The organism is Bifidobacterium pluvialisilvae, assembly GCF_019331695.1.
In the GTDB taxonomy this organism is placed as follows: Bacteria; Actinomycetota; Actinomycetes; order Actinomycetales; family Bifidobacteriaceae; genus Galliscardovia; species Galliscardovia pluvialisilvae.
On the sequence record NZ_JAHBBI010000013.1, the window covers coordinates 36,511 to 59,221 of the forward strand.

Genomic DNA, 22,711 nt, shown 5'->3' on the forward strand with positions numbered 1-22,711 from the left:
GGTATCGGCATGGACATCGGTCAGATCGCCGGGTTGATCGCCGCCATCGCGTTCGCCATACTGGCGGGATTCATGATCTATCCGCTCATCCGTCTGGGCAAGCTGTTCGATCAGATCGCCCAGACCGTCAAGGACACCGGCGATCATGCCGTACCCGCGCTGGACGAGGGCGTATCCACCGTGCAGAAGGTGAACCGTTCCCTCGACGACGTCAACGCCATCTCCGACGCCGCGCAGCGCTCCGCCACGAACGTGGGCGCACTGACGGATCTCTACGGCTCGTTCCTCGGCAAGCCGGTCATCAAGGCCGCGTCCGCCGTCTGGGCCGTCAAGGCCACCGCCCAGGATTTCCTGAACAAGCGCGCTGCCGGAGCGGCCGCGCCGACGACGGGGCACAACGGCACCGCCAAGGGGGAGTGACATGTTCAAACGCCTGCTATGGATCACCATCGGCGTCGGCGTCGGCGTAATGGCCGTCACCAAGGCGCAGGCCTACGTCAAGGCGCATACGCCCGCGCCGGCCCGCCAGTTCGTGTTCGGCCCCGACCAGGACCAGCCTCCCATCACGCTCCAGACCGTGCAGTCCCTGTTCGACGACTTCCAGACGCATCGTCGTGCACGCGAGGAGGAGCTCAACCGGCAGTTCATCGACAAGTCGGCACACTGAACCCCCGCATCCGCGCCTACGGGCGCGGTCTGATTGCGCCGAACCCCAGATTCATACTTGCCATCAGGACGTCTGCTCTGCCGTCCGACCTCACAACAAACCAATAAAGGAGTCGCACATCCATGCGCACATCGGAAATCGCGAAACGATACCTGGACTATTTCGCGAAGCAAGACCATATGGTCGTCCCCTCGGCGTCGCTCATCTCGCCGAACCCGACCACCCTGTTCACCATCGCCGGCATGGTGCCGTTCATCCCGTACCTGCTCGGTGAGCAGACCCCGCCTCACAAGCGCATGGCCAGCAACCAGAAGTGCGTGCGCACCCTCGACATCGACGAGGTCGGCAAGACCACCCGCCACGGCACGTTCTTCCAGATGCTCGGCAACTTCTCCTTCGGCGACTACTTCAAGGAGGAGGCCATCCACTATGCGTGGACGCTGCTGACCACGCCGCAGGACAAGGGCGGCTACGGCTTCGACCCCGAGAAGCTGTGGGTCACCACATACACCGACGACGAGGAGGCCCGCTCCCTCTGGAAGAACGAGGGATTCGACCCCGAGCACATGCAGATCTTCGGCATGGAGGACAACTTCTGGACGACCGGCGGCCCCGGCCCCGGTGGCCCCTGCTCGGAGATCTACGTCGACCGCGGACCGCAGTACGGCAAGGACGGCGGCCCCGCCGCCGACGAGACCCGTTTCATCGAGATCTGGGACCTCGTGTTCGAGAACTACGAGGTCGACAACGTCAAGTCCAAGACCGACCTGCATATCGTGGGCGAGCTGGAGAACAAGAACATCGATACCGGCGCCGGACTCGAACGCCTCGCCTACCTCATGCAGGGCAAGGAGAACATCTACGAGACCGACGAGGTCTACCCGGTCATCGAGGAGGCCGAACGCCTCTCCGGGCTCAAGTACGGCGAGAACGAGGAGGCCGACGTGCGCTTCCGCGTCGTCGCCGACCACGTGCGTTCCGCGCTCATGATCATGAGCGACGGCGTGCGCCCGAGCAACGTGGGCCGTGGCTACGTGCTGCGCCGCCTGCTGCGCCGCACCGTGCGCTCCATGCGCATGCTCGGCGTGACCGACGAGGTGCTGCCGCACCTGTTCCCCGTCTCCAAGGACGCCATGGCCCCCAGCTACCCGGAGCTCAACGACACGTTCCATGAGGTCTCCGAATCCGCCTACGACGAGGAGGACGCCTTCCGCCGCACCCTCGACAAGGGCACCTCCATCCTCGACGTGGCCGTGAACCGCGCCAAGGAGTCCGGCTCCGAGCCCACCGTCTCCGGCAAGGACGCGTTCACGCTGCACGACACCTACGGCTTCCCGATCGAGCTGACCCTCGAGATGGCCGCCGAGCAGGGCGTGAAGGTGGACGAAGCCAAGTTCCGCGAGCTCATGAACGAGCAGAAGTCCCGTGCGCGCGCCGACGCGCTGAAGAAGCGCCACAACGTGGACCTCTCCGTATACGACGACTTCAAGAAGACGCTCGAGGCGCCTCTCGAGTTCCTCGGGTACACCGAATTCTCCAGCCGCTCCAACGTGCTCGGCATCATCCAGGAGGGCAAGGGCTCGGTCCCGGCCGTCACCGCCCCCGCCACCGTGGAGGTCGTGCTTGACCGCACGCCGTTCTACGCGGAGGCCGGAGGCCAGCTCGCCGATCAGGGTGAGATCCTCACCGACGACGGCGCGGTGCTCGAGGTCGACGACGTGCAGCACCCCATCAAGGGCCTGACCGTGCACCAGTGCCGTCTGACCGAAGGCACGCTGGTGCGCGGCGCCAAGGTGACGGCGACCATCGACCAGGAGCGTCGAGGCGCCATCGCCCGCTCCCACACCGCCACGCACATGGTGCACAAGGCGCTGCGCGAGGAGCTCGGCCCGCAGGCCACCCAGCGTGGCTCCGAGGATGCGCCGAACCGTCTGCGCTTCGACTTCCAGTGGGGCAAGGCCCCGAGCAAGGGCGTCATGAGCGCCGTCGAGGCCCGCGTGAACGACCGTCTGCGCGACAACCTCGCCGTCACCACCCAGGAGATGAAGTTCGACGACGCCATCGCCCTCGGTGCCATGCACCTGTTCGGCGAGAAGTACGGCGACATCGTGCGCGTCGTCTCCATCGGCGAGGACGGCTGGAGCCGTGAGCTGTGCGGCGGCACCCACGTGGACCACGTCGGCAAGATCGGCGCCGTGTCCATCATGTCCGAGGCATCCGTCGGCACCGGCGTACGCCGCGTCGACGCCGTGGTGGGTCAGGGCGCCTACGAGTACAACGCCCGCGAGCACGCCCTCGTATCCCAGCTCTCCGACAAGCTCAATGCCCGTCCCGACGAACTGGCCGAACGCGTCAACGCCCTGCTCGCCAAGCTCAAGGAATCCGACCGTCGTCTGGCATCCATGTATGAGAGCAACCTCGCCGGCCAGGTGCCGCAGCTCGTCGAGAACGCGAAGGACAGCACTGACGACATCGTCGTGGCGGCGAAGAACGTGGGCCGGTTCGGTTCGGTCGACGCCCTGCGCAAGACCGTGATGGACATTCGCGGACGGATCGGCGAAAGCAAGCCCCTGGTGGTGGCACTGTGCGGCGAAGGTGAGAACGGCAACCCCGTCATCATCGTCGCCACGAACGGTACGGCCCGCGACAAGGGCGTGAAGGCCGGCGACCTCGTTCGCACCGCGTCCAAGGTCCTTGGCGGCGGTGGCGGCGGCAAGCCCGACTTCGCCCAGGGCGGCGGCCAGGACGCGTCGAAGATTGACGACGCCCTCGCCTCGCTCAAGGCCCAGGTGGCGGGCCGCTGAACACGACCGATCGGCTGCATATGACGACCGGCAAGTCATGCTGGCTGGGCATCGATCTCGGCAACGCCCGGGTCGGACTCGCATTGTCCGACCCGGAGCTGACCCTTGCCCATCCCATTGGCAACATCCAGGTACGGGGAGACTATTTCCAGGCCCTGTACGATGTTCTGGATGTCATCGAAGACAATCATGTATCCCACGTGGTCGTCGGCTACCCGTTGCTGTTAAATGGAACAGAGGGAGCAAGCGCCAAGAAGGCCCGTCGCTGGGCGAAGAACCTCCAGCGGCGTCTTGCCAACGAGGAGCTAGCGGCAACGGTGCAACTCCTGGATGAACGAATGACCACGGTCAGCGCGCATCGTCAGCTTCTCGAAGCGGGAATCGGCATGCGCGACCACAGGCCGAGTGTGGACCAGCAATCCGCCGTGGTGCTGCTGCAGGCCGCCCTGGATGCAGCCGGCCGGCAGGAAGCGGATACTGATACTGATGTGGAGGCTATATGAGCGACGACGATGATATGCAGGATTTCTTCGCCGAACAGACCCGTTGGGTGGGTGCATCGGGGGAGACGGAGCTTGATCCGTCCATGCCGCCGCGTCCTCCACGTTCGCGGCGGGAACTCCGTAAGCATCGTCGCAAGAAGCAGCGTTCCCGTGTGGTGAAGCTCATCGTGGCCATCTTCGTGCTGCTTGCGGTGATCGGCGGCGGATGGTTCATCCACTCCAAGATGTCCGCCGCACGCGACAAGGTGCAGATCACCCGGTCGCAGGCACCGGACTATCCGGGTCCCGGTACCGGCAGCGTCGAATTCACCGTGGAGAACGGACAGAACAGCGTGCAGATCGGCGACAGCCTGACCAAGGCGGGCATCGTCAAATCCAGCGTGGCGTTCCAGCAGGCGGTGACGAACTCCGGCCTGCAGGACCAGCTGCAGCCGGGCACGTTCGAACTGCGCTACCGGATGAGCGCCGACGACGTGGTGAAGATCCTCACCGACTCCACCAAGGCGAAGGGCTTCCTCGTGGTCAACCCCGGCGAACGTTCTTCGACCGTCATCGAACAGGCCGCACAACTTTCCGGCATCGACAAGTCCGAGTTCGACAAGATTGTCAAGAACAAGGGCAAGGGCATCCTGCCGTCCGAGGCCAAAGGCAGCTTCGAAGGCTGGCTGCAGCCTGGCAACTACAACGTCAAAGGCGCCAAGTCGGCGTCGGCCATCCTCAAGGAGATGGTCGACAAGCGCATCGAGCATCTCGACTCGCTGGATGTGCCCACGGGCTCGAAGCGTGAGGAGATCCTCATCATCTCGTCGATCATCGAAGGCGAGGTGAACCAGAGCTCCTACTATGGCAAGGTGTCCCGCGTGATCCAGAACCGACTGGCGAAGAACATGCCGCTGGGCATGGACTCCGTGGTCGCATATGGCAACAACGTGGCTCCACGTGCGTTGACCCAGTCGATGCTCAACGACAAGAGAAATCCCTACAATTCGCGCATCCAGAAGGGTCTTCCCCCCACGCCGATCAGCCAGGCGGGAGATACGGCCATCAACGCGGCCATGAACCCCGAGAGCGGCAACTGGCTGTACTTCGTCACCGTGAACCTCGACACCGGCGAGACCAAGTTCACCGACAATCAGGCAGAATTCCAGAAATTCGCCAAGGAATACGAGGCCTGGGAGGCCAAGAACTAGGCGTACCGGACGTCTGGAATCGGTTGGAATCAGAAGGCCGAGAGCGCAATCGCCGCGAATGCGGCAAGGACGATGGCCGGGGCGAAGGGAATCGAATCCCTGCCCCGGCCTCGTTGTATTCCCAGCATGGCAAGACCGAACAGCCCCATGAACAGCCACCACATGGCCACCGTCTCGACGCCGAGGCATCCGACCGCAAGCCCCATCAGCAGCGTGCACGTCACATCGCCGAATCCCAGCGCGCCCGGCCGGACCAGCGCCAGCGCCAACTGGACAAGGGCGGAGGCCATCGCCAGTCCCACGGATCCGACCAACGGCATCCACGAATGGGACCACAGGCACCATGCGACGACGGCAAGCAGCTGCAATACGGAGCCCACGACGACGATGATCCGAGGCACACGTCGTGTCCGCATATCGGTATAAGCGATCATGATTCCCGCGATTGCGCTAGGAATAAGGAAAAGGTATGCCATTGAACGTAAGATATACCGAGGTTAACGACAACTGGTCGATTACGCGGGAACGTTGTTCCGCCGGATTCGATATGACAAAAGGAGAAGGGCGATGTTGCGCTGGCAGACGGCAGGGGAGTCACATGGCGAGGCTTTGGTGGCCATGATCGAGGGACTGCCCGCGGGCGTCCGGATCACATCACAGGACATCAAGGACGCGCTGGCGCGGCGCCGGCTGGGATATGGTCGCGGGGCGCGCATGAAGTTCGAGGAGGACAAGGTCCGTATGCTCACCGGCGTACGTCACGGCTCCACCCTCGGCGGCCCGATCGCCATCGAGATAGCCAACACCGAATGGCCGAAGTGGACCGAGGTCATGAGCGCCGACCCGCTCGACCACGATCTGCCGCAGACCGGCCGCAACGCGGCGCTGAGCCGGCCGCGTCCCGGTCATGCCGACCTGACCGGCATGCGCAAGTACGGCTTCGACGACGCGCGCCCGGTGCTGGAACGCTCCAGCGCCCGCGAGACCGCGTCCCGTGTGGCCCTTGGTGCCGTGGCCGCGAAGTTCCTCGAGCAGACGCTTGGCATCCGCACCGTCTCCCACGTGATCTCCATCGGCGGCGCCGGCGTCGAAGACGCCGACAACGCGGCACTGCCCACCCCGGACGATGCCGCCGCGCTCGACGCCTCCCCGGTGCGTACGCTTGACAAGGCCGCGGAGGAGCGCATGGTCAGGCGCATCGACGAGATCAAGGCCAATGCCGACACCGTCGGCGGCGTCATCGAGGTCATCGCCTACGGCGTGCCCGCAGGCATCGGCACCTACGTCGAATCCGATCGTCGTCTCGACGCCGCCCTCGCCTCCGCGGTCATGGGCATCCAGGCCATCAAGGGCGTGGAGATCGGCGACGGCTTCCTCGAGGCCGTGCGTCCCGGTTCCGCCGCGCACGACGAGATGGTCCCCGGCGAGGACGGCCGTATCACCAGGCTCACCAACCGCGCCGGCGGCATCGAGGGCGGCATGTCCAACGGTCAGCCCATCCGCGTGCGCGCGGCGATGAAGCCCATCCCGTCCATCCCGCGTGCCCTGCGCACCGTGGACGTCGCCAACGGCGAGGCCGCCCAGGCCATCAACCAGCGTTCCGACACCACCGCCGTGCCCGCCGCATCCGTCGTGGCCGAGGCCATGGTGCGTCTGACCATCGCCAAGTACGCGTTGGAGAAGTTCGGCGGCGACAGCGTGGCAGAAACCCGACGCAACGCCGAGAACTACCTCGCCTCCTGGCCCGAGCACATGCGCTGAGCGGGAGAAACGGCAGGAGATACGAATGACGAATGCCATTCCCAAGGCCGTGCTCATCGGTATGCCCGGAGCCGGCAAGACCCGCATCGGGCAGGACGTCGCCTCGGTGCTGAACGTGGAATTCAGGGATTCCGACGCCGAGATCGAAGCGCGTGAACGCATGAGGATTCCACGGATCTTCGAGGAGCGCGGCGAGAAGGAGTTCCGCGCCATCGAAAGCGACGTGATTCTCGGATTCATGCACGGTTACGAGGGCGTGCTGTCACTCGGCGGCGGAGCACCCATGACCGAAAGCGTGTGCGACGCCCTGGAACGCTACGTCGACGAAGGCGGCGTCGTCGCCTATCTCGACGCCGACCCAAACGAGGCCATCGCCCGCGCCTCCCGTTCCGGCAACAGGCCGCTGCTCGCCGACGGCGCCGCCAGAAAATGGCGGAGGCTGTATGCGGAACGCCGGCCCGTCTTCGAACATCTGGCGAATCTCATCGTGCATACGAAAGGAAAGACTCCTATGCAGGCAGCACAGAACATCGCCGACACCGCCAACGAACGCGTCGTCCACGTCGACGGCGCAGAGCCGTACGACGTGCGCATCGGCTCCCACGTGGTCAACCATCTCGCCGACGTGCTCGGCGACAAGCCCGTCAAGATCGCCATGATTCACACCACTCCGGTGCAGCGTCATTCCGACCGTGTGCGCACGCTGCTGCGCCGCGCCGGCTACGATGTCTCCGACATCACCATCCCCGATGCCGAGGCCGGCAAGACCATCGAGGTCGCCAACGGCATCTGGAAGCGGCTTGGCGAGGAGGGGTTCACCCGCTCCGACGCGGTCGTGGGCCTGGGCGGCGGCGCCGCGACCGACCTGGCCGGCTTCGTGGCGGCCACGTGGATGCGTGGCATCCGCTACGTGAACTGTCCGACGTCATTGCTCGCCATGGTCGACGCCTCCACCGGAGGCAAGACCGGCATCAACACCGAGGCCGGCAAGAACCTCGTCGGCAGTTTCTACACGCCGGCCGGCGTGCTCGCCGACCTGACCACACTGGGCACCCTGCCCAATGACATCTTCGTCGAAGGCCTGGGCGAGGTCGCCAAATCCGGATTCATCATGGACACGGAGATTCTGCGCATCCTCGAGGACAACGCCGAGGCTCTGCGCACCTTCGATCCGGCGGACATCACGCCGGAGCTGGAGTCCGTCATCGCCGAGCTCATCGAACGCACCGTGAGGGTCAAGGCGCATCACGTCTCCGCCGACCTCAAGGAGAAGGGCCTGCGCGAGTTCCTCAACTACGGCCACACCATGGGCCATGCCATCGAGAAGCTCGAACATTTCCGCTGGCGTCACGGCAACGCCGTCGCCGTCGGCATGGTATACGCCGCCGAACTGGCGAACATCCTCGGCTACATCGACCGCGACCTCGTCGACTACCACCGTTCGCTGCTCGGGTCCCTCGGCCTGCCGACCAGCTGGAACGAGGGAAGCTTCGACGACGTCCTCGCCCTCATGCACAAGGACAAGAAAGCCCGTGGCAAGATGCTGCGCTTCGTCGTGCTCGACCGTCCCGGCCACGTCATCCACCTCGACAACCCGCCGGCCGACGCCGTCGAAGAGGCCTTCCGCCGCATCCAGAAGTAAGGAGCCATCACATGCCCACCAAAGTCATCGTCGTCAACGGTCCGAACCTCGGTCGTCTCGGCGTGCGTGAACCCGACGTCTACGGTCATCAGGACCTCGAGACCCTGCGTCGCGACTGCACCGAGTGGGGCAGGGGACTCGGCCTTGAGGTCGAGGTGCGTCAGACCGACGACGAGGCCGAGATCATCGGCTGGATGCACCGCGCCGTGGATGAGCGGACGCCCGTCGTCATGAACCCGGCCGCATTCACGCACTACAGCTACGGTCTGTCCGACGCCGCGCACATGGTCACCGACGCCGGCCTGCCGCTCATGGAGGTGCACATCTCCAACCCGGCCGCACGTGACGCCTTCCGCCGCTACAGCGTCATCTCGCCCGTGGCCACCGGCACCATCACCGGCATGGGCTTCTACGGCTACAAACTCGCCCTCGAAGCAGTCGCCCACCTGCTCAACGACTGACGTTCCATCCCATGGCCCCGCCGATTGGCGGGGCCGATGTCGTTCGCAAAGGATGCATGATGCCACTCACCGCTTCGGAACGTCGCCTCGTCGACGAGGCCACCACATGGTTCGACGCCAACCGCAGGCGTTTCATCGACGAACTGTGCGACCTCATCCGGTATCCTTCCGTCGCCGACGAATCCAATCCGTCGCCCAGGCCGGGGGAACCGTACGGACATGAGGTACGCCGCGTGTTCGACCATATGATCAACAAGGCCGAACGTGACGGATTCCCCACATACGACTACGACGGGCATGTGTTGGAGGTCGCCTATCCGCAGGATAGCGTCGAGACGACGGATGACATCGCATTCGTCGGCCACCTCGACGTCGTGCCCGCCGGCCCCGGCTGGACGCACGACGCCTTCGAACCCCGCGTCGTCGCCGACGGCGACGTCGTCATCGGCCGCGGCGCCTTGGACGACAAGGGCGTCTCACTGGTGAACTACAGTCTGCTGCGGTTCTTCGACGAGCGGGGGCATCGTTTCCGGCATCGTGTCCGTATGCTGTTCGGCGGCTCCGAGGAGCCGGCGCTCAACGACATCAAATGGTTCGTAGCCAACGTCGGCGCACCCCATCAGGCCATCGTCACCGATGGGCCATTCCCCGTGAACACCATTCAGAAGGGCCTGCTCGACGTCGACGTGGCGTTGCCGGCCGGAGGGCGACTCCGCGGCTGGCACGCCGGATCGTCGGCCAACACCATCCCCGCCGTCGCCTCCATCGACCTTGCCGGCATGGACGTCGACGAGGCTCGTCGGGCCGTTGACCATGCCGGTCTGGATGACGATATACGTGGCCGCATCACGATAACGCCATCCGACGGTGCGGGCGACAGGGGAGCGACGGTCACCGCCCACGGCATCTCCGGTCACGCGTCCAAGCCCAACGGCACCATCAACGCCATCGCGTTGCTGACGTCCGTTCTGATCAGGTCCGGCCTGCTCGAAGGCCGTGACGCCACCGTGGCCGGCGCCATCGCAGGATGGGCCGGCGACCCATACGGCGGCACGCTCGGCTTCGCGTTCGACAATGCGGAAAGCGGCCCGACGACCGCCAACCTCGGTGTCATCGTGCCCGGCCCCGAATTCGGCGCCGCCGGTACTGATGGCAAGGCCGTGGGGGACGACGAAATCGTCATGCATCTCGACATCCGCTACGCCGTCGGCCAGACCGCCGAGGACATCCTCGCCGCGATCCGACGCCATGTGGAGCCGATCGGCGGACGACTGGTCAACGTGTTGAACGATGATCCGTACTATGTGTCCGCCGACGACCCGCGCGTCGAGCTGCTGACCGCTGCATACAACGACGTCGTCGACGGCATGACGCCCGGCACGCCCAAGGCGGGGCCGGTCGCCATGGGCGGCGGCACCCACGCACGGTTCATCACCGACGCATTGAACTTCGGCCCCGAATTCCATGCCGAATACGTGCCCGCCGTCGATGGCATCGTCATGGACCCGCCGGACTGCATCGCCCCCGGCACCGGCTCCGCGCATGGCGTCGACGAATGGGTGTCCATCCGCAACCTCAAAGCCGCCTTCATCATGTACGCCTTGGGCCTCGTCCGTCTTGACCGGTATTTGGATGGTGGGAACTAAGGCCAGCCAAACTCGCTACCATCGGGCATGGCAGTCGTCCGTCGCGGTATTCGTGGCGGACGGTATGGAGAGAGTGAAAGGACCATTGTCATGCCTGCAAAGCTCATCGTCAGAACAGCGGCGGCGTTTGCCGTCATCGCCGCCACCATGTCGTTCGCGGCCTGCGGCACGTCGGACGCGGGGGATTCCAACGCAAGCGCCGGAGGAGACCAGAGTCTCAGCGGCAAGCCGACCGATGGATACGACGTGAGCGGTGTGAAGAAGGACGACGCCATCGCCGCGCTGCTGCCGCAGTCCGTGACGCAGGACGGCAAGTTCGTCGTCGGCATGGACACGTCATACGCGCCGGCCGAATTCATCAGCACCGACGGCAAGACGCCCATCGGCTACGAGGTCGACATGGCCAAGGCATTGGGCAACATCTTCGGGTTGAAGACCGAGCCCACCACCGCTGTGTTCGACTCCATCATCCCCTCCGTCGGATCCAAATACGATGTGGGCATCTCCTCGTTCATCCCCAGCCCCGAACGCGTGAAATCCGTCGACTTCGTCACCTACCAGACCGTCGGCACCGCGTTCGTGGTCAAGAAGGGCAACCCCGACAAGGTGGACCCCGACAACCTGTGCGGCATGAAGATCGCCGTGCAGACCGGCAGCACGCAGGAGGAGGACGTCAACAAGTCGTCCGACCAGTGCAAGGCCTCCGGCAAGGACCCGGTCGACATCCTCTCGTTCAAACAGCAGACCGACGTGACCACCTCGGTCATGACCGGCAAGGCGCAGGCGTTCTACACCGGTACCGACGCCAACGGTTACGCCATCAAGCAGTCCGACGGCGCGCTCGAACAGCTCGAACCCGTGCGCGACACCGTCAAGGTCGGCGCAGCCATCAAGAAGGGTGACGCCAAGACCCGCGAGGCCATGCAGAAGGGATTGCAGAAGCTCATGGACGACGGCACCTTCCAGAAGATCATGGACTACTGGGGCGTCGGCTCCACCGCCGACGAGAAGGCCGAGGTCATCACCCAGTAGAACGCACGCCTCTCCCCAAGATTCTTCGACTTCGGGCTTCGCCCTTCGCTCAGAATGACAAGAAAAACGGGGCCCGTCGTTCGGAATGACAAAAACAGTTCCTTTTGCTCAGGATGATAAGGAATGGGGAGTGGAACACGCGTTGTCGGGGCGGTCATATGCGGATGATAAAGTGAAATTCCATGGTTAGAAGAAAACATGGCATCGCGCAAGAGCACATCACCAAGCACATTTTCGTCACCGGCGGAGTTGTGTCCTCGCTCGGCAAGGGACTCACGGCTTCGTCCCTTGGCCGTCTTCTTCGCAGCCGTGGAATCCACGTCCTGCAGCAGAAGCTCGATCCCTACATCAACGTCGATCCGGGCACGATGAACCCGTTCCAGCACGGTGAGGTCTACGTGACCGAGGACGGCGCCGAGACCGATCTCGACATCGGCCACTACGAGCGCTTCCTCGACGTGTTCCTCAGCCAGAAGGCCAACGTCACCACCGGCCAGGTGTATCAGGAGGTGCTGCGCAAGGAGCGCGCCGGCGAATACCTCGGCCAGTGCGTGCAGGTCATCCCGCACATCACCAACGAGATCAAGTCCCGTATGCGCGCCCAGGCGTCCGACGACGTCGACGTGATCATCACCGAGATCGGCGGCACCGTCGGCGACATCGAATCCCAGCCGTTCCTCGAGGCCGCCCGCGAGGTGCGTCGCGACATCGGCTCCGACAACTGCATGTTCGTGCACGTCTCCCTCGTGCCGTACATCGCCGCCGCCCACGAGCTCAAGACCAAGCCCACCCAGCACTCCGTCATGATGCTGCGCCAGCTCGGCATCGCCCCCGACGCGCTCGTGCTGCGCTCCGACCGTCCGCTCAACCAGGGCATCAAGGACAAGATCTCCCTGATGTGCGACGTCGACGAGGAGGGCGTGGTCAACTGCGTGGACGCCCCGAGCATCTACGACGTGCCGAAGACCCTGTTCAACGAGGGTCTCGACGCCTACGTGGTGCGCGAGCTCGGCCTGCCGTTCCACGACGTCAACTGGGCCGAATGGTCCGACCTGCTCGACCGCGTGCACCACCCGAAGCACGAGGTGAACGTCGCCATCGTCGGCAAGTACATCGACCTGCCCGACGCCTACCTGTCCGTCACCGAGGCCATCAAGGCCGGCGGCTTCGCCAACTGGGCCAAGGTCAACGTCAAGTGGATCGCCGCCGACGAATGCGAGACCGAATCCGGCGCCGCCAAGGCGCTGGCCGACGTCGACGGCATCGTCATTCCCGGCGGCTTCGGCATCCGCGGCATCGACGGCAAGATCGGCGCCCTCAAGTACGCCCGCGAACACAAGCTGCCCGCCCTCGGCCTGTGCCTCGGACTCCAGTCCATGGTCATCGAATACGCCCGTCACGTCCTCGGTCTCGAGGACGCCAACTCCTCCGAGTTCGAGCCCGACTGCGAGAACCCGGTCATCGCCACCATGGAGGAGCAGAAGGACATCGTCGCCGGCAAGGGCGACATGGGCCACACCATGCGACTGGGCAGCTACCCCGCCGAACTCGAGGAGGGCTCGCTCGTCGCCCAGCTGTACGGCACCACGCACGTCACCGAACGCCACCGCCACCGCTACGAGGTGAACGTGGCCTACAAGGACCGTCTGCGCGAGGCCGGCCTGCGCATCTCCGGCCAGAGCCCCGACGGCGAACTCACCGAGTTCGTCGAGCTGCCGCAGGACGTGCACCCGTTCTACGTGGCCACGCAGGCCCACCCGGAGTTCAAGAGCCGCCCGACCAAGCCGCACCCGCTGTTCGCCGGACTGGTCAAGGCCGCGCTCGACCATCAGACCGCCCGCTGAACCGACCGACGCAACGATCGGCACGACGGCTGAGCCGGCCCCAGCCGGCCAGCCGACCGTCACGCGAGAACCCGCCGAATACGACATTCGGCGGGTTCTCGCATATCGGGAGGCGAACGCCCGTCGCACGTTCCAGTCAACATGCGGTTCCATCACCATGATGCGGTGTAATCTTTCTCACGTTCATTCATGGATAATATTCGGAATGTCGACTAGCGTTGTTCTCGGCATTCTGTTAGCTTTGCTACGGATAACAGCACTTTCGTCAAGAGTCCGGCCGCTTTTGGCCGGACGAATGGAGGCAGCTCAAGGTGACGGATGAGAAGACGCCGCAGGAGGCCCCGAACAAGGGGGCCGCGGCGGCCGACGTGGAGATGAGCCAGTACGTGGCCGACCGTTCCCGCGTCAACGAGGATAAAATCAAAAAGGACGACGAGATCATCTCGCAGTTCGGCGAATACAGCTATGGTTGGCATGATTCCGACGCCGCCGGCGAGGCCGCCAAACGCGGCATCGACGAAAGCGTGGTACGTGCCATCTCCGCCGACAAGAACGAGCCCGAATGGATGCTCGACATGCGTCTGCGCGGATTCAAGGCGTTCCTCGACAAGCCCATGCCCGACTGGGGCGTGGACCTCTCCGGATTCAACGCCGACGACTTCAAGTACTATGTGAAGCCCATCGACAAGCAGGCCAAGACCTGGGACGAACTGCCCGACGACATCCGCAACACCTACGACCGACTCGGCATCCCCGAGGCCGAGAAGAACCGACTGGTCTCCGGCGTCGCCGCCCAGTACGAGTCCGAGGTCATCTACAACTCCATCCAGGAGGACCTCAGGAAGCAGGGCGTGATCTTCGTCGACACCGACACCGCCGTACGCGAATACCCCGACCTGGTGCGCAAGTACTTCGGCACCGTCGTCTCCCCGGAGGACAACAAGTTCGGCGCCCTGAACACCGCCGCATGGTCCGGCGGATCATTCGTCTACGTGCCGAAGGGCGTGCACGTGGAGATCCCGCTGCAGGCGTACTTCCGCATCAACACGCCGGCCATGGGCCAGTTCGAACGTACGCTCATCATCGCCGACGAAGGCTCCTACGTGCACTATGTCGAAGGCTGCACGGCCCCGATCTGGTCCGAGGACTCGCTGCACGCCGCCATCGTCGAGATCATCGTGGAGAAGCACGCCCGCGTGCGCTACACCACCGTGCAGAACTGGTCGAACAACGTGTACAACCTCGTCACCCAGCGCGCCTATGTGCGTGAGGGCGGCACCATGGAATGGGTCGACGGCAACATCGGATCCAAGGCCACCATGAAGTACCCGGCATGCATCCTCGCCGAACCGTACGCCAAGGCCAGCACCATGTCGCTCGGCTTCGCCGGCAAGGGCCAGTACCAGGACACGGGCGCCAAGATGATTCATCTCGCCCCGCACACCAGCTCGACCATCGTGGCCAAGTCCATCTCCCGAGGCGGCGGACGATCCGCCTACCGCGGTCTCGTCAAGATCGTCAAGGGCGCCGAAGGCTCCTCCAACTCCACCGTATGCGACGCGCTGCTCGTGGACGACTACAGCCGTTCCGACACCTACCCGCATGTGGACGTGCGCGAGGACGACGTCTCCATGGCCCACGAGGCCACCGTGTCGAAGGTCTCCGAAGACCAGCTCTTCTATCTCATGAGCCGCGGTCTCTCCGAAGAGGAGGCCATGGGCATGATCGTACGAGGATTCGTGGAGCCGATCAGCCGCGAGCTGCCGATGGAATACGCGCTCGAACTGAACCGACTCGTTGAACTGCAGATGGAAGGATCGGTGGGCTGATATGACCGACGCAACGAACAGCGAAACCACGAACGAGCAGACCGCCGCGCAGGTGGCCGCGGAACTCGACATCCCCGTGGCCGACCTCAATGACCCGTACGCCGTGCCGGCCCTCATGCCGTCCAGCGCCGACAAGGCGCCGCGCTCCTTCGACCCGGACGACTTCGCCGCCCCCACGCGCAAGCAGGACGACTGGCGCTACACGCCGATCGACCGCATCGAGGAGTTCTTCGACGTGTTCAAGCCCAGCGGCGAGACCACCGTCGAGGTCAGCGCCGTCGACGGGACGGAACTCGACGCCGACAACGTGCGTCTCTACCAGACGCGCATCGACGAGGAGCCCTCCGGCACCGTGTCCAAGCCGACCGACCGCGCCGCCGCCGTCGAATGGAAGTCCGGCACCACCGCCACCGTCGTGGAGCTCACCGGCGAACTCAAGTCCCCGGTGCTCGTGAAGGTGAAGGGCGCGGGACTCGACCTCGACGCCCTCCATCTGGTCATCAAGGCCGACGACAGGGCCCACGGCGACGTGATCGTGGAACACGAGGGCAAGGCCCGTCTCGCCGAAGGCGTGGAGATCGTCACCGGCAAGGACTCCCACGTCTCCACCACGTTCGTTCAGGAATGGGATCCGGAATCCAAGCACGTGGGCAATCACCGCATCCACGTGGGCGAGGGCGCGTCCCTGCGCCACTCCGTCGTCACGCTCGGCGGCGACGTGGTGCGTCTGCGCATGGACCAGGACTTCGGCGGCGCCCAGAGCGAGCTCAACATGCTCGGCATCTACTTCGTCGACCCCGGCCAGCACATCGAGAACCGCACGATGGTGGTGCACAACCACCCCGAATGCAAGTCCCGCGTGGTCTACAAGGGCGCGCTCGACGGCAAGGGCGCGCACTCCACATGGGTGGGCAACGCGCTCATCCAGCCGACCGCGCCCGGCACCGACTCCTACGAGCTCAACCGCAACCTCGTGCTCACCCCGGGCGCCATCGCCGACTCCGAACCGAACCTCGAAATCGAGAACGGCAACATCATCGGCGCCGGCCACGCCAGCTCCGTCGGCCGCTTCGATGACGAGGAGCTGTTCTACCTGCAGTCCCGTGGCATTCCGGAGACCGAGGCCCGCAAGCTCGTGGTCCGCGGCTTCTTCGCCGAACTGATCGAGGAGATCGGCATCCCATCCATCTCCGAACACCTCATGAGCGTCATCGACCGTCGTCTCGCCCGCGGCGAAAGCGCGGCCATGGCCGAGGTCCTTGAGGAAAAGTAACGACACCAACGACAGATTTTTAGGAGAACAACAATGTCAACATTGGAAATCAAGGACCTCTACGCCTCCGTGGAGACCAAGGACGGACGCAAGCAGATCCTCAAGGGCGTCAACCTCACCGTCAACTCCGGCGAGACCCACGCCATCATGGGCCCCAACGGCTCCGGCAAGTCCACCCTCGCCTACACGCTGGCCGGCCACCCCAAGTACGAGGTCGATTCCGGCGAAGTGCTGCTCGACGGCGAGGACATCCTCAAGATGACCCCGGACGAGCGCGCCAAGGCCGGTTTGTTCCTCGCCATGCAGTACCCGGTCGAGGTCCCCGGCGTCTCCATGACCAACTTCCTGCGCACCGCCAAGACCGAGGTCGACGGCAAGGCCCCGGCCATCCGCACGTGGGCCAAGGAGCTCGGCGAGGCCATGAAGCGTCTGCGCATGGACCCGAAGTTCGCCTCCCGCTCCGTGAACGAGGGCTTCTCCGGCGGCGAGAAGAAGCGTGCCGAAGTGCTCCAGCTCGAACTGCTCAAGCCCAAGTTCGCCATTCTCGACGAGACCGACTCCGGCCTCGACGTCGACGCCCTGCGCATCGTCTCCGAGGGCGTGAACCGCGCCAAGGACGCCAACGACTTCGGCATCCTCATGGTCACGCACTACACGCGCATCCTCAAGTACATCAAGCCCGACATCGTGCACGTGTTCGCCGACGGCCACTTCGTGAAGACCGGCGGCCCCGAGCTGGCCGACGAGCTCGAGGAGAACGGCTACGACCAGTACCTGCCCGAAGGCGCCGACTCCGAATCGGCGTTGGCCTGAGACGGGGGAGAAGCCATGGTGGATTTTGAGGCCATACGGGCGCAGTTCCCGATTCTCGACCAGAAGATTCACGGGCATCCGCTCGTGTATCTGGATTCGGCGGCCACGTCGCAGAAGCCGCAGTGCGTCATCGACGCGGAGTCCGAGTTCTACCGGACCATCAACGCCGGCGTGCATCGTGGCGCCCACGAGCTCGCCGCATTGAGCACCGAGGCATTCGAGCAGGCCCGTGCCAAGGTGGCCCGTCTCGTCGGCGCCGACTCGGCCGAAGGCGAGGAGGAGATCGTCGTCACCGGCGGCGCCACCGCCGGGCTCAACATGCTCGCCACCGCCATCGGCAACGCGTCGCTCGGCCGCGGGGGAGAGGCGGCCAAACGCTTCGCCATCAAGCCCGGCGACGAGATCGTGGTCTCCGAGGCGGAGCACCATTCCGTGCTGCTGCCGTTCCAGGAGCTCGCCGCCCGCACCGGCGCCACGTTCAAGTGGCTGGGACTCACCGAGGATGGCCGCGTACGCACCGACAACCTTGACGAGGTCATCACCGAACGCACCAAGGTCGTCGCCGTCACCCATGTGGGCAACACCACCGGCGCCATCACGAACATCGCGCCGATCATCAGGCGTGCGCACGAGGTCGGCGCCATCTTCATCCTCGACGCATGCCAGTCCGTGCCCCACCTCAAGGTGGACTTCCACGCCCTCGACGTGGACTTCGCCGCATGGAGCGCCCACAAGATGTACGGTCCCACCGGCGTGGGCTTCCTGTACGGACGGCGCGAGCTGCTCGAGGCCCTGCCGCCCGCCAGCTTCGGCGGATCCATGGTCGAGCTCGCGTGGATGGACAAGCCCGCCCAGTACATGGAGCCGCCCGCCCGCTTCGAGGCCGGCACCCAGCCCGTCGCCCAGGTCGTCGCGGCCGGTGTCGCCGCCGAATGGCTCATGAACATCGGCATGGAGAACCTCGAGGCCCATGAGAAGACCATCGCCGCCGAACTGCTCAAGCTCGGCGACATCGACGGCATCCGCATCCTCGGACCGCGCGAGAACGTGGACCGCATCGGCACCGTGGCCTTTGATGTCAAAGGTGTGCACCCGCACGACGTCGGCCAGTTCATCGACGCCCAGGGCATCGCCATCCGCGTCGGCCACCACTGCGCCCAGCCGGTGCACCGTCACTTCGGCCTGTTCGCTTCGAACCGTGCTTCCAGCGGCATCTACAACACCGTGGACGACGCCAGGGCGCTCGTCGAGGCCGCCGGCAAGGTCCGTGCCTTCTTCCGCGCCGAATAGACCGGATAAACGTCGATTCTCCGTGCCGTCGCATCGCACCGCTGAACGACAGACGACACCGATGGTGGCCCGCCATGCCAGTACGCCTACGGCATGACGGGCCACCGACGTCATAGCACATCGCTAGGTTAGAGGGCATGGCAGATTACGGAATGAGTTCCGAAGAACTTGAGCAGATGTACCAGGAAGTCATCCTGGAGGCTTCAAAGAACCCCCATGGCAAGGTCCATTTCGCCGCCGGCGACGGGTCGAACACGATAGGCGTCGACAGTCTCAGCGCCGGGCAAAGCACCCTGCAGGCCAGCCACGAATACTGCGTGCCGGCCCAATCCCACCAGTTCAACCCCACCTGCGGCGACGAGGTCACCGTGCGCGTCGAAGTCTCCGACGGGTCCGACGGCAAGCCGCAGCACATCGAACGGCTGGTCTGGGACGGCCAGGGCTGTTCCATTTCCCAGGCGAGCCTGTCCATCATGGTCGATCTCGTCGACGGCAAGACCGTGGACGAAGCCATGGAACTGTTCCATACGTTCCACAAGCTCATGGAATCACGCGGCAACGGGCTGAACGACGAACAGCTGGAGGAATCGCTCGGCGACGCCGTGGTGTTCCAAGGCGTTTCACGATACCCGATGCGCATCAAGTGTGCTTTACTGGGATGGGAGGGCCTGAAGGACTCCATGGCGCAGGCACTGGCCCACATGTCCGGCGACGCCGCCGGCAAGCAGGCGTAAGACATTTACCCGCACTTTTACAGACACCTACAAAGGAGGCGTAATTGGCAGACGACAATCTCGTACCCGAGCCGCAGGATTCGGTCTACCAGTCCGTACAGCGTGCCCTCGGCAATGAGGAGGACGCCAAGAAGGTCATGATGAACCCGAATCTCGCCGGTTCCATCGGCAAAAACGACGACAAGACCGCCACGGATACCTGCGGCTGCGGCAACGACCATGGCTCCTGCGGCTGCTCCGATGACGGCGACGAGCCGGATATCCCGCTCAAGGCCATCGACGACATCGGCCGTGCGACCGCGCGCGACGTGCAGGAGGCGCTGCATCAGGTCATCGACCCCGAACTCGGCATCGACGTCGTCGATCTCGGTCTGGTCTACGGCATCGAAATCGACGAACTCGGCCGTGCCATCATCACGATGACGCTCACCACGCCCGCGTGCCCGCTCACCGACCTCATCGAGGATGAGACCGCCAGCGTGCTCGCCGGTCTGGTCGAGGAGTTCCGCATCGACTGGACGTGGACCCCGCCGTGGAGCATCGAGAAGATCACGCCGGAAGGCCAGGCGCAGCTCGCCGCGCTCGGCTTCAACTTCGATAACCTGCCCACCTACGGCGCATAAGCCGATTACGGTGTAACAACGCGTATCAACGTATAGAAAACCAAAAGAAGCTCCCATCCCCGATAGGGGAGGGAGCTTCTCTCGTCATAGGTTCTGTTCGCCGGTATCGTCGGGAACGGTATCGTCGGAGCGTCAGTCCGTGACGATGGTGCCCTTCGGCACGACGGTGATGCCGTCCGCCGTCACCGTGAAGCCGCGTTCGAGATCGCGCTCGGTGTCGATGCCGACGGTCGCGTTCTCGGTGAGCACGACGTTCTTGTCGAGAATCGCCTTGTACACGCGCGCACGACGGTTGATGACGACGTTGTTGAACAGGATCGAATCCACGATCTGCGACCACGAGTGGATGCGCACGTTCGGGGAGATGACCGAATGGTGCACCTCGCCGCCGGAGACGATGACGCCGGGGGAGACGATGGAGTCGGTGGCGTGGCCGAGACGGTCACGGCCGGCGTGCACGAACTTGGCCGGCGGCAGCGAACCCGAATACGTGTAGATCGGCCATTCGGTGTTGTACAGGTTGAATTCCGGCACATACGCGATGAGATCCATGTGGGCGTCGTAGAACTGCTTGATCGTACCCACATCGCGCCAGTAGGCGTGGTCCTTCTCCGTGGAGCCGGGGACGTCGTTGGTGGTGAAGTCGTATACGCCGGCCTCGCCGCGAGAGGCGAAGTACGGGGCGATGTCGCCGCCCATGTCGTGCTTCGTGTCCTTGGCCTTCTCGTCCTTGCGCAGGGCGTCGAACAGGGCGTCCGTGTTGGCCACGTAGTTGCCCATCGAGGCGAGCATCATCGACGGGTCGTCGGGCAGGCCGGTGGTGGTGGCGGGCTTCTCCTCGAAGTGCGTGATGACGCCGGGGTGGTTCGGGTCGGTGTTGATGACGCCGAACTGGTTGGACTGGCTGATCGGCTGGCGGATGCCGGCCACGGTGAATTCGGCGCCGGAGTCGATGTGGGACTGCACCATCTGCTGGAAGTCCATGCGATACACGTGGTCGGCGCCGACGATCACGACGATGTCGGGCTTGACGTCCTCGATGATGTTGATGGTCTGATAGATGGCGTCGGCGGAACCGAGATACCAGTGCTTGCCGAGACGCTGCTGTGCGGGGACGGGGGAGACGTAGTTGCCCAGCAGCGAGGAGAACCGCCAGACCTGCGAGATGTGGCGGTCAAGCGAATGAGACTTGTACTGCGTCAGAACGATGATGTGCTGGAAATCCGAATTGACCAGATTGCTCAGCGGAAAGTCGATGAGACGGAATACGCCTCCGAACGGCACCGCCGGCTTCGCCCTGTCGCGGGTGAGTGGCATCAGACGCGTGCCTTCACCGCCTGCCAGCACGATTGAGAGTACTTTCGGGCTTCTCTTCATGGGTATCCCCTGCCTTCTACTCGTCGGTGAGTGAAACAATATCTCTATATTGTCACAAAATCCATGGTTTTGTGGGCAGGTGTCGGCCATTCCCCGGTTTTTTATCAATCGTTTGCCGTGGGGTAGTCCGGCGGCCATCCTCCGTTAGCGCGCGCGTGACCCATCGTGCTCTTCATCGACGTCGTGGCCGTTGTCAGCGGCGGCGGGTGGCCCAGAACGTTACGGCGCTTGACGCGGCGACGTTGAGACTGTCCACGCCGTTGCTCATCGGGATTTTCACGGTCAAATCGGCCTTGGCGATGGTATGCCGGCTCAGCCCGTCGCCCTCGGTGCCGAAAATCATGGCGAGCCTGTCGATGTGTTCTGGCGTGTCGGGCGTGTTGAGCCGTTCGACCAGGTCGTCGAGGCCGATGGAATCGTCGCTCAGCGCCAGCGCGGCCGTGGTCAGCCCGCATGCATGGAGCTCGTCCATGCCCTTCCATGGCCAGTAATGGCGGTCGTCGCCGCCGATGCGGGTCCACGGCACTTGGAACACCGTGCCCATGGACACGCGCGCCGCACGGCGGTACAGCGGATCGCCGCATGACGGCGTGACGAGGACGGCGTCCACGTCGAGTGCGGCGGCGGAACGCATGAGCGCGCCGATGTTGGTCGGATCCACGATGTTCTCCATGACCGCCACGCGCGATGCGCCGCGGCAGATATCCTCGACGGAAGGGAGCGTCCAGCGCCGCATCGTCGCCAGCGCGCCGCGGTGCAGGCGGTATCCGGTGATCTTCTTCAGCTCCTCGGGCGTTGCGATGTACACGGGGATGTCCTTGCCCCAGCGGTCGTCGACGAAGCTGAACTCCTTGGACATTCCCTCGAGCCATGGCTCCTCCACGAGGAACGACACCGGTTCGACGTCGGCGGCGAGGGCACGGTCGATGACCTTGGGGGATTCGGCGATGAACATGCCCATGGACGGTTCGAGCCGGTTGCGCAGCTGCGGTTCGGTCAGATGGGTGAACGATTTGAGGCGTTCGTCGTCGATGGATTCGATATGTTCCAGTCGCATGTCGTCAGTCCTTGGGTTTTGGGAGTAAATGGGTGCAGATACAAGAAAACCCCTTGGAATCCAAGGGGTTTCGTTGGTGTCCGGAGCGGGACTTGAACCCGCACGGTTGTATAAAATAACCACTAGCACCTCAAGCTAGCGCGTCTACCATTCCGCCACCCGGAC

The 22,711-nt window shown here is 64.3% G+C and carries 20 protein-coding genes and 1 tRNA gene; 17 read left to right on the forward strand and 4 right to left on the reverse strand.

Translation table 11 applies throughout. From position 1 onward, the window contains the following. Positions 1–9 precede the first annotated feature (9 nt). The 5 genes from KIH77_RS09535 (at position 10) to mltG (ending at position 5,164) form a co-directional block, all read left to right on the forward strand. Positions 10–420, forward strand: coding sequence for a DUF948 domain-containing protein (locus KIH77_RS09535; protein WP_219101312.1), 411 nt, complete (start codon positions 10–12; stop codon positions 418–420). 1 nt (position 421) lies between these two features. Continuing rightward, the gene (locus tag KIH77_RS09540; protein WP_219101314.1) at positions 422–667 is read left to right on the forward strand and encodes a hypothetical protein; all 246 of its coding nucleotides are present in this window, start codon (positions 422–424) and stop codon (positions 665–667) included. 122 nt (positions 668–789) lie between these two features. Further along, positions 790–3,471, forward strand: coding sequence for an alanine--tRNA ligase (alaS, locus tag KIH77_RS09545; RefSeq protein WP_219101316.1), 2,682 nt, complete (start codon positions 790–792; stop codon positions 3,469–3,471). A 20-nt stretch (positions 3,472–3,491) separates the two neighbouring features. Then, positions 3,492–3,974, forward strand: a complete 483-nt coding sequence (gene ruvX, locus KIH77_RS09550; protein WP_219101318.1) for a Holliday junction resolvase RuvX — start codon at positions 3,492–3,494, stop codon at positions 3,972–3,974. Then, a complete protein-coding gene (mltG, locus tag KIH77_RS09555; RefSeq protein WP_219101320.1) occupies positions 3,971–5,164 on the forward strand; it encodes an endolytic transglycosylase MltG in 1,194 nt (397 codons plus the stop codon). Before ruvX ends, mltG begins: the two co-directional genes overlap by 4 nt. 29 nt (positions 5,165–5,193) lie before the next feature. Here mltG and KIH77_RS09560 read toward each other — a convergent pair whose 3' ends face one another. Next, entirely contained in the window at positions 5,194–5,640 is a 447-nt protein-coding gene (locus tag KIH77_RS09560; RefSeq protein ID WP_308283351.1) for a prepilin peptidase, read from the reverse strand. 91 nt (positions 5,641–5,731) lie between these two features. Here KIH77_RS09560 and aroC point away from each other — a divergent pair, with 91 nt between their 5' ends. The 12 genes from aroC (at position 5,732) to KIH77_RS09620 (ending at position 20,112) form a co-directional block, all read left to right on the forward strand. After that, positions 5,732–6,925, forward strand: a complete 1,194-nt coding sequence (gene aroC / locus KIH77_RS09565) for a chorismate synthase (RefSeq protein WP_219101324.1) — start codon at positions 5,732–5,734, stop codon at positions 6,923–6,925. Between the two features lie 25 nt (positions 6,926–6,950). Next, positions 6,951–8,567: a bifunctional shikimate kinase/3-dehydroquinate synthase gene (locus tag KIH77_RS09570; protein ID WP_219101326.1), complete on the forward strand. Its 1,617-nt coding sequence runs from the start codon at positions 6,951–6,953 to the stop codon at positions 8,565–8,567. Between the two features lie 11 nt (positions 8,568–8,578). Then, positions 8,579–9,028, forward strand: coding sequence for a type II 3-dehydroquinate dehydratase (locus tag KIH77_RS09575; RefSeq protein WP_219101328.1), 450 nt, complete (start codon positions 8,579–8,581; stop codon positions 9,026–9,028). Positions 9,029–9,084: 56 nt separating this feature from the next. After that, entirely contained in the window at positions 9,085–10,674 is a 1,590-nt protein-coding gene (locus KIH77_RS09580) for a Sapep family Mn(2+)-dependent dipeptidase (protein WP_236024612.1), read from the forward strand. Between the two features lie 90 nt (positions 10,675–10,764). After that, a complete protein-coding gene (locus KIH77_RS09585; protein WP_219101330.1) occupies positions 10,765–11,706 on the forward strand; it encodes an ABC transporter substrate-binding protein in 942 nt (313 codons plus the stop codon). A gap of 182 nt (positions 11,707–11,888) precedes the next feature. After that, a complete protein-coding gene (gene pyrG / locus KIH77_RS09590; protein WP_219101332.1) occupies positions 11,889–13,550 on the forward strand; it encodes a CTP synthase in 1,662 nt (553 codons plus the stop codon). Between the two features lie 374 nt (positions 13,551–13,924). Beyond that, the gene (gene sufB, locus KIH77_RS09595; protein ID WP_219101356.1) at positions 13,925–15,379 is read left to right on the forward strand and encodes a Fe-S cluster assembly protein SufB; all 1,455 of its coding nucleotides are present in this window, start codon (positions 13,925–13,927) and stop codon (positions 15,377–15,379) included. A 1-nt stretch (position 15,380) separates the two neighbouring features. Further along, positions 15,381–16,652 (forward strand): Fe-S cluster assembly protein SufD, encoded by a 1,272-nt coding sequence (gene sufD / locus KIH77_RS09600; RefSeq protein ID WP_219101334.1) that lies wholly within the window; start codon positions 15,381–15,383, stop codon positions 16,650–16,652. 33 nt (positions 16,653–16,685) lie between these two features. Further along, complete coding sequence (gene sufC / locus KIH77_RS09605; RefSeq protein WP_219101336.1) at positions 16,686–17,465, forward strand: Fe-S cluster assembly ATPase SufC; 780 nt, start codon at positions 16,686–16,688, stop codon at positions 17,463–17,465. Between the two features lie 15 nt (positions 17,466–17,480). Then, the gene (locus KIH77_RS09610) at positions 17,481–18,755 is read left to right on the forward strand and encodes a cysteine desulfurase (protein ID WP_219101338.1); all 1,275 of its coding nucleotides are present in this window, start codon (positions 17,481–17,483) and stop codon (positions 18,753–18,755) included. A gap of 137 nt (positions 18,756–18,892) precedes the next feature. Next, complete coding sequence (gene sufU / locus KIH77_RS09615) at positions 18,893–19,489, forward strand: Fe-S cluster assembly sulfur transfer protein SufU (protein WP_219101340.1); 597 nt, start codon at positions 18,893–18,895, stop codon at positions 19,487–19,489. A 44-nt stretch (positions 19,490–19,533) separates the two neighbouring features. Further along, positions 19,534–20,112 (forward strand): metal-sulfur cluster assembly factor, encoded by a 579-nt coding sequence (locus tag KIH77_RS09620; protein WP_219101342.1) that lies wholly within the window; start codon positions 19,534–19,536, stop codon positions 20,110–20,112. 132 nt (positions 20,113–20,244) lie between these two features. Here KIH77_RS09620 and glgC read toward each other — a convergent pair whose 3' ends face one another. The 3 genes from glgC to KIH77_RS09635 form a co-directional block, all read right to left on the reverse strand. Further along, the gene (gene glgC / locus KIH77_RS09625; RefSeq protein WP_219101344.1) at positions 20,245–21,489 is read right to left on the reverse strand and encodes a glucose-1-phosphate adenylyltransferase; all 1,245 of its coding nucleotides are present in this window, start codon (positions 21,487–21,489) and stop codon (positions 20,245–20,247) included. A gap of 193 nt (positions 21,490–21,682) precedes the next feature. Continuing rightward, positions 21,683–22,546, reverse strand: coding sequence for a TrmH family RNA methyltransferase (locus KIH77_RS09630; RefSeq protein ID WP_219101346.1), 864 nt, complete (start codon positions 22,544–22,546; stop codon positions 21,683–21,685). A gap of 74 nt (positions 22,547–22,620) precedes the next feature. Further along, positions 22,621–22,711, reverse strand: a tRNA-Leu gene (locus KIH77_RS09635).

Bases quoted from the DNA above. Each gene is read 5' to 3' on its own strand.
- KIH77_RS09580 (WP_236024612.1), top strand. From the start codon at position 9,085: ATGATGCCACTCACCGCTTCGGAACGTCGCCTCGTCGACGAGGCCACC.
- ruvX (WP_219101318.1), top strand. From the start codon at position 3,492: ATGACGACCGGCAAGTCATGCTGGCTGGGCATCGATCTCGGCAACGCC.
- pyrG (WP_219101332.1), top strand. From the start codon at position 11,889: ATGGTTAGAAGAAAACATGGCATCGCGCAAGAGCACATCACCAAGCAC.
- KIH77_RS09575 (WP_219101328.1), top strand. From the start codon at position 8,579: ATGCCCACCAAAGTCATCGTCGTCAACGGTCCGAACCTCGGTCGTCTC.
- KIH77_RS09630 (WP_219101346.1), bottom strand. From the start codon at position 22,546: ATGCGACTGGAACATATCGAATCCATCGACGACGAACGCCTCAAATCG.
- mltG (WP_219101320.1), top strand. From the start codon at position 3,971: ATGAGCGACGACGATGATATGCAGGATTTCTTCGCCGAACAGACCCGT.
- KIH77_RS09540 (WP_219101314.1), top strand. From the start codon at position 422: ATGTTCAAACGCCTGCTATGGATCACCATCGGCGTCGGCGTCGGCGTA.
- sufD (WP_219101334.1), top strand. From the start codon at position 15,381: ATGACCGACGCAACGAACAGCGAAACCACGAACGAGCAGACCGCCGCG.
- KIH77_RS09535 (WP_219101312.1), top strand. From the start codon at position 10: ATGGACATCGGTCAGATCGCCGGGTTGATCGCCGCCATCGCGTTCGCC.
- KIH77_RS09570 (WP_219101326.1), top strand. From the start codon at position 6,951: ATGACGAATGCCATTCCCAAGGCCGTGCTCATCGGTATGCCCGGAGCC.
- sufC (WP_219101336.1), top strand. From the start codon at position 16,686: ATGTCAACATTGGAAATCAAGGACCTCTACGCCTCCGTGGAGACCAAG.
- KIH77_RS09585 (WP_219101330.1), top strand. From the start codon at position 10,765: ATGCCTGCAAAGCTCATCGTCAGAACAGCGGCGGCGTTTGCCGTCATC.
- alaS (WP_219101316.1), top strand. From the start codon at position 790: ATGCGCACATCGGAAATCGCGAAACGATACCTGGACTATTTCGCGAAG.
- sufU (WP_219101340.1), top strand. From the start codon at position 18,893: ATGGCAGATTACGGAATGAGTTCCGAAGAACTTGAGCAGATGTACCAG.
- KIH77_RS09560 (WP_308283351.1), bottom strand. From the start codon at position 5,640: ATGGCATACCTTTTCCTTATTCCTAGCGCAATCGCGGGAATCATGATC.
- aroC (WP_219101324.1), top strand. From the start codon at position 5,732: ATGTTGCGCTGGCAGACGGCAGGGGAGTCACATGGCGAGGCTTTGGTG.
- glgC (WP_219101344.1), bottom strand. From the start codon at position 21,489: ATGAAGAGAAGCCCGAAAGTACTCTCAATCGTGCTGGCAGGCGGTGAA.
- sufB (WP_219101356.1), top strand. From the start codon at position 13,925: ATGAGCCAGTACGTGGCCGACCGTTCCCGCGTCAACGAGGATAAAATC.
- KIH77_RS09610 (WP_219101338.1), top strand. From the start codon at position 17,481: ATGGTGGATTTTGAGGCCATACGGGCGCAGTTCCCGATTCTCGACCAG.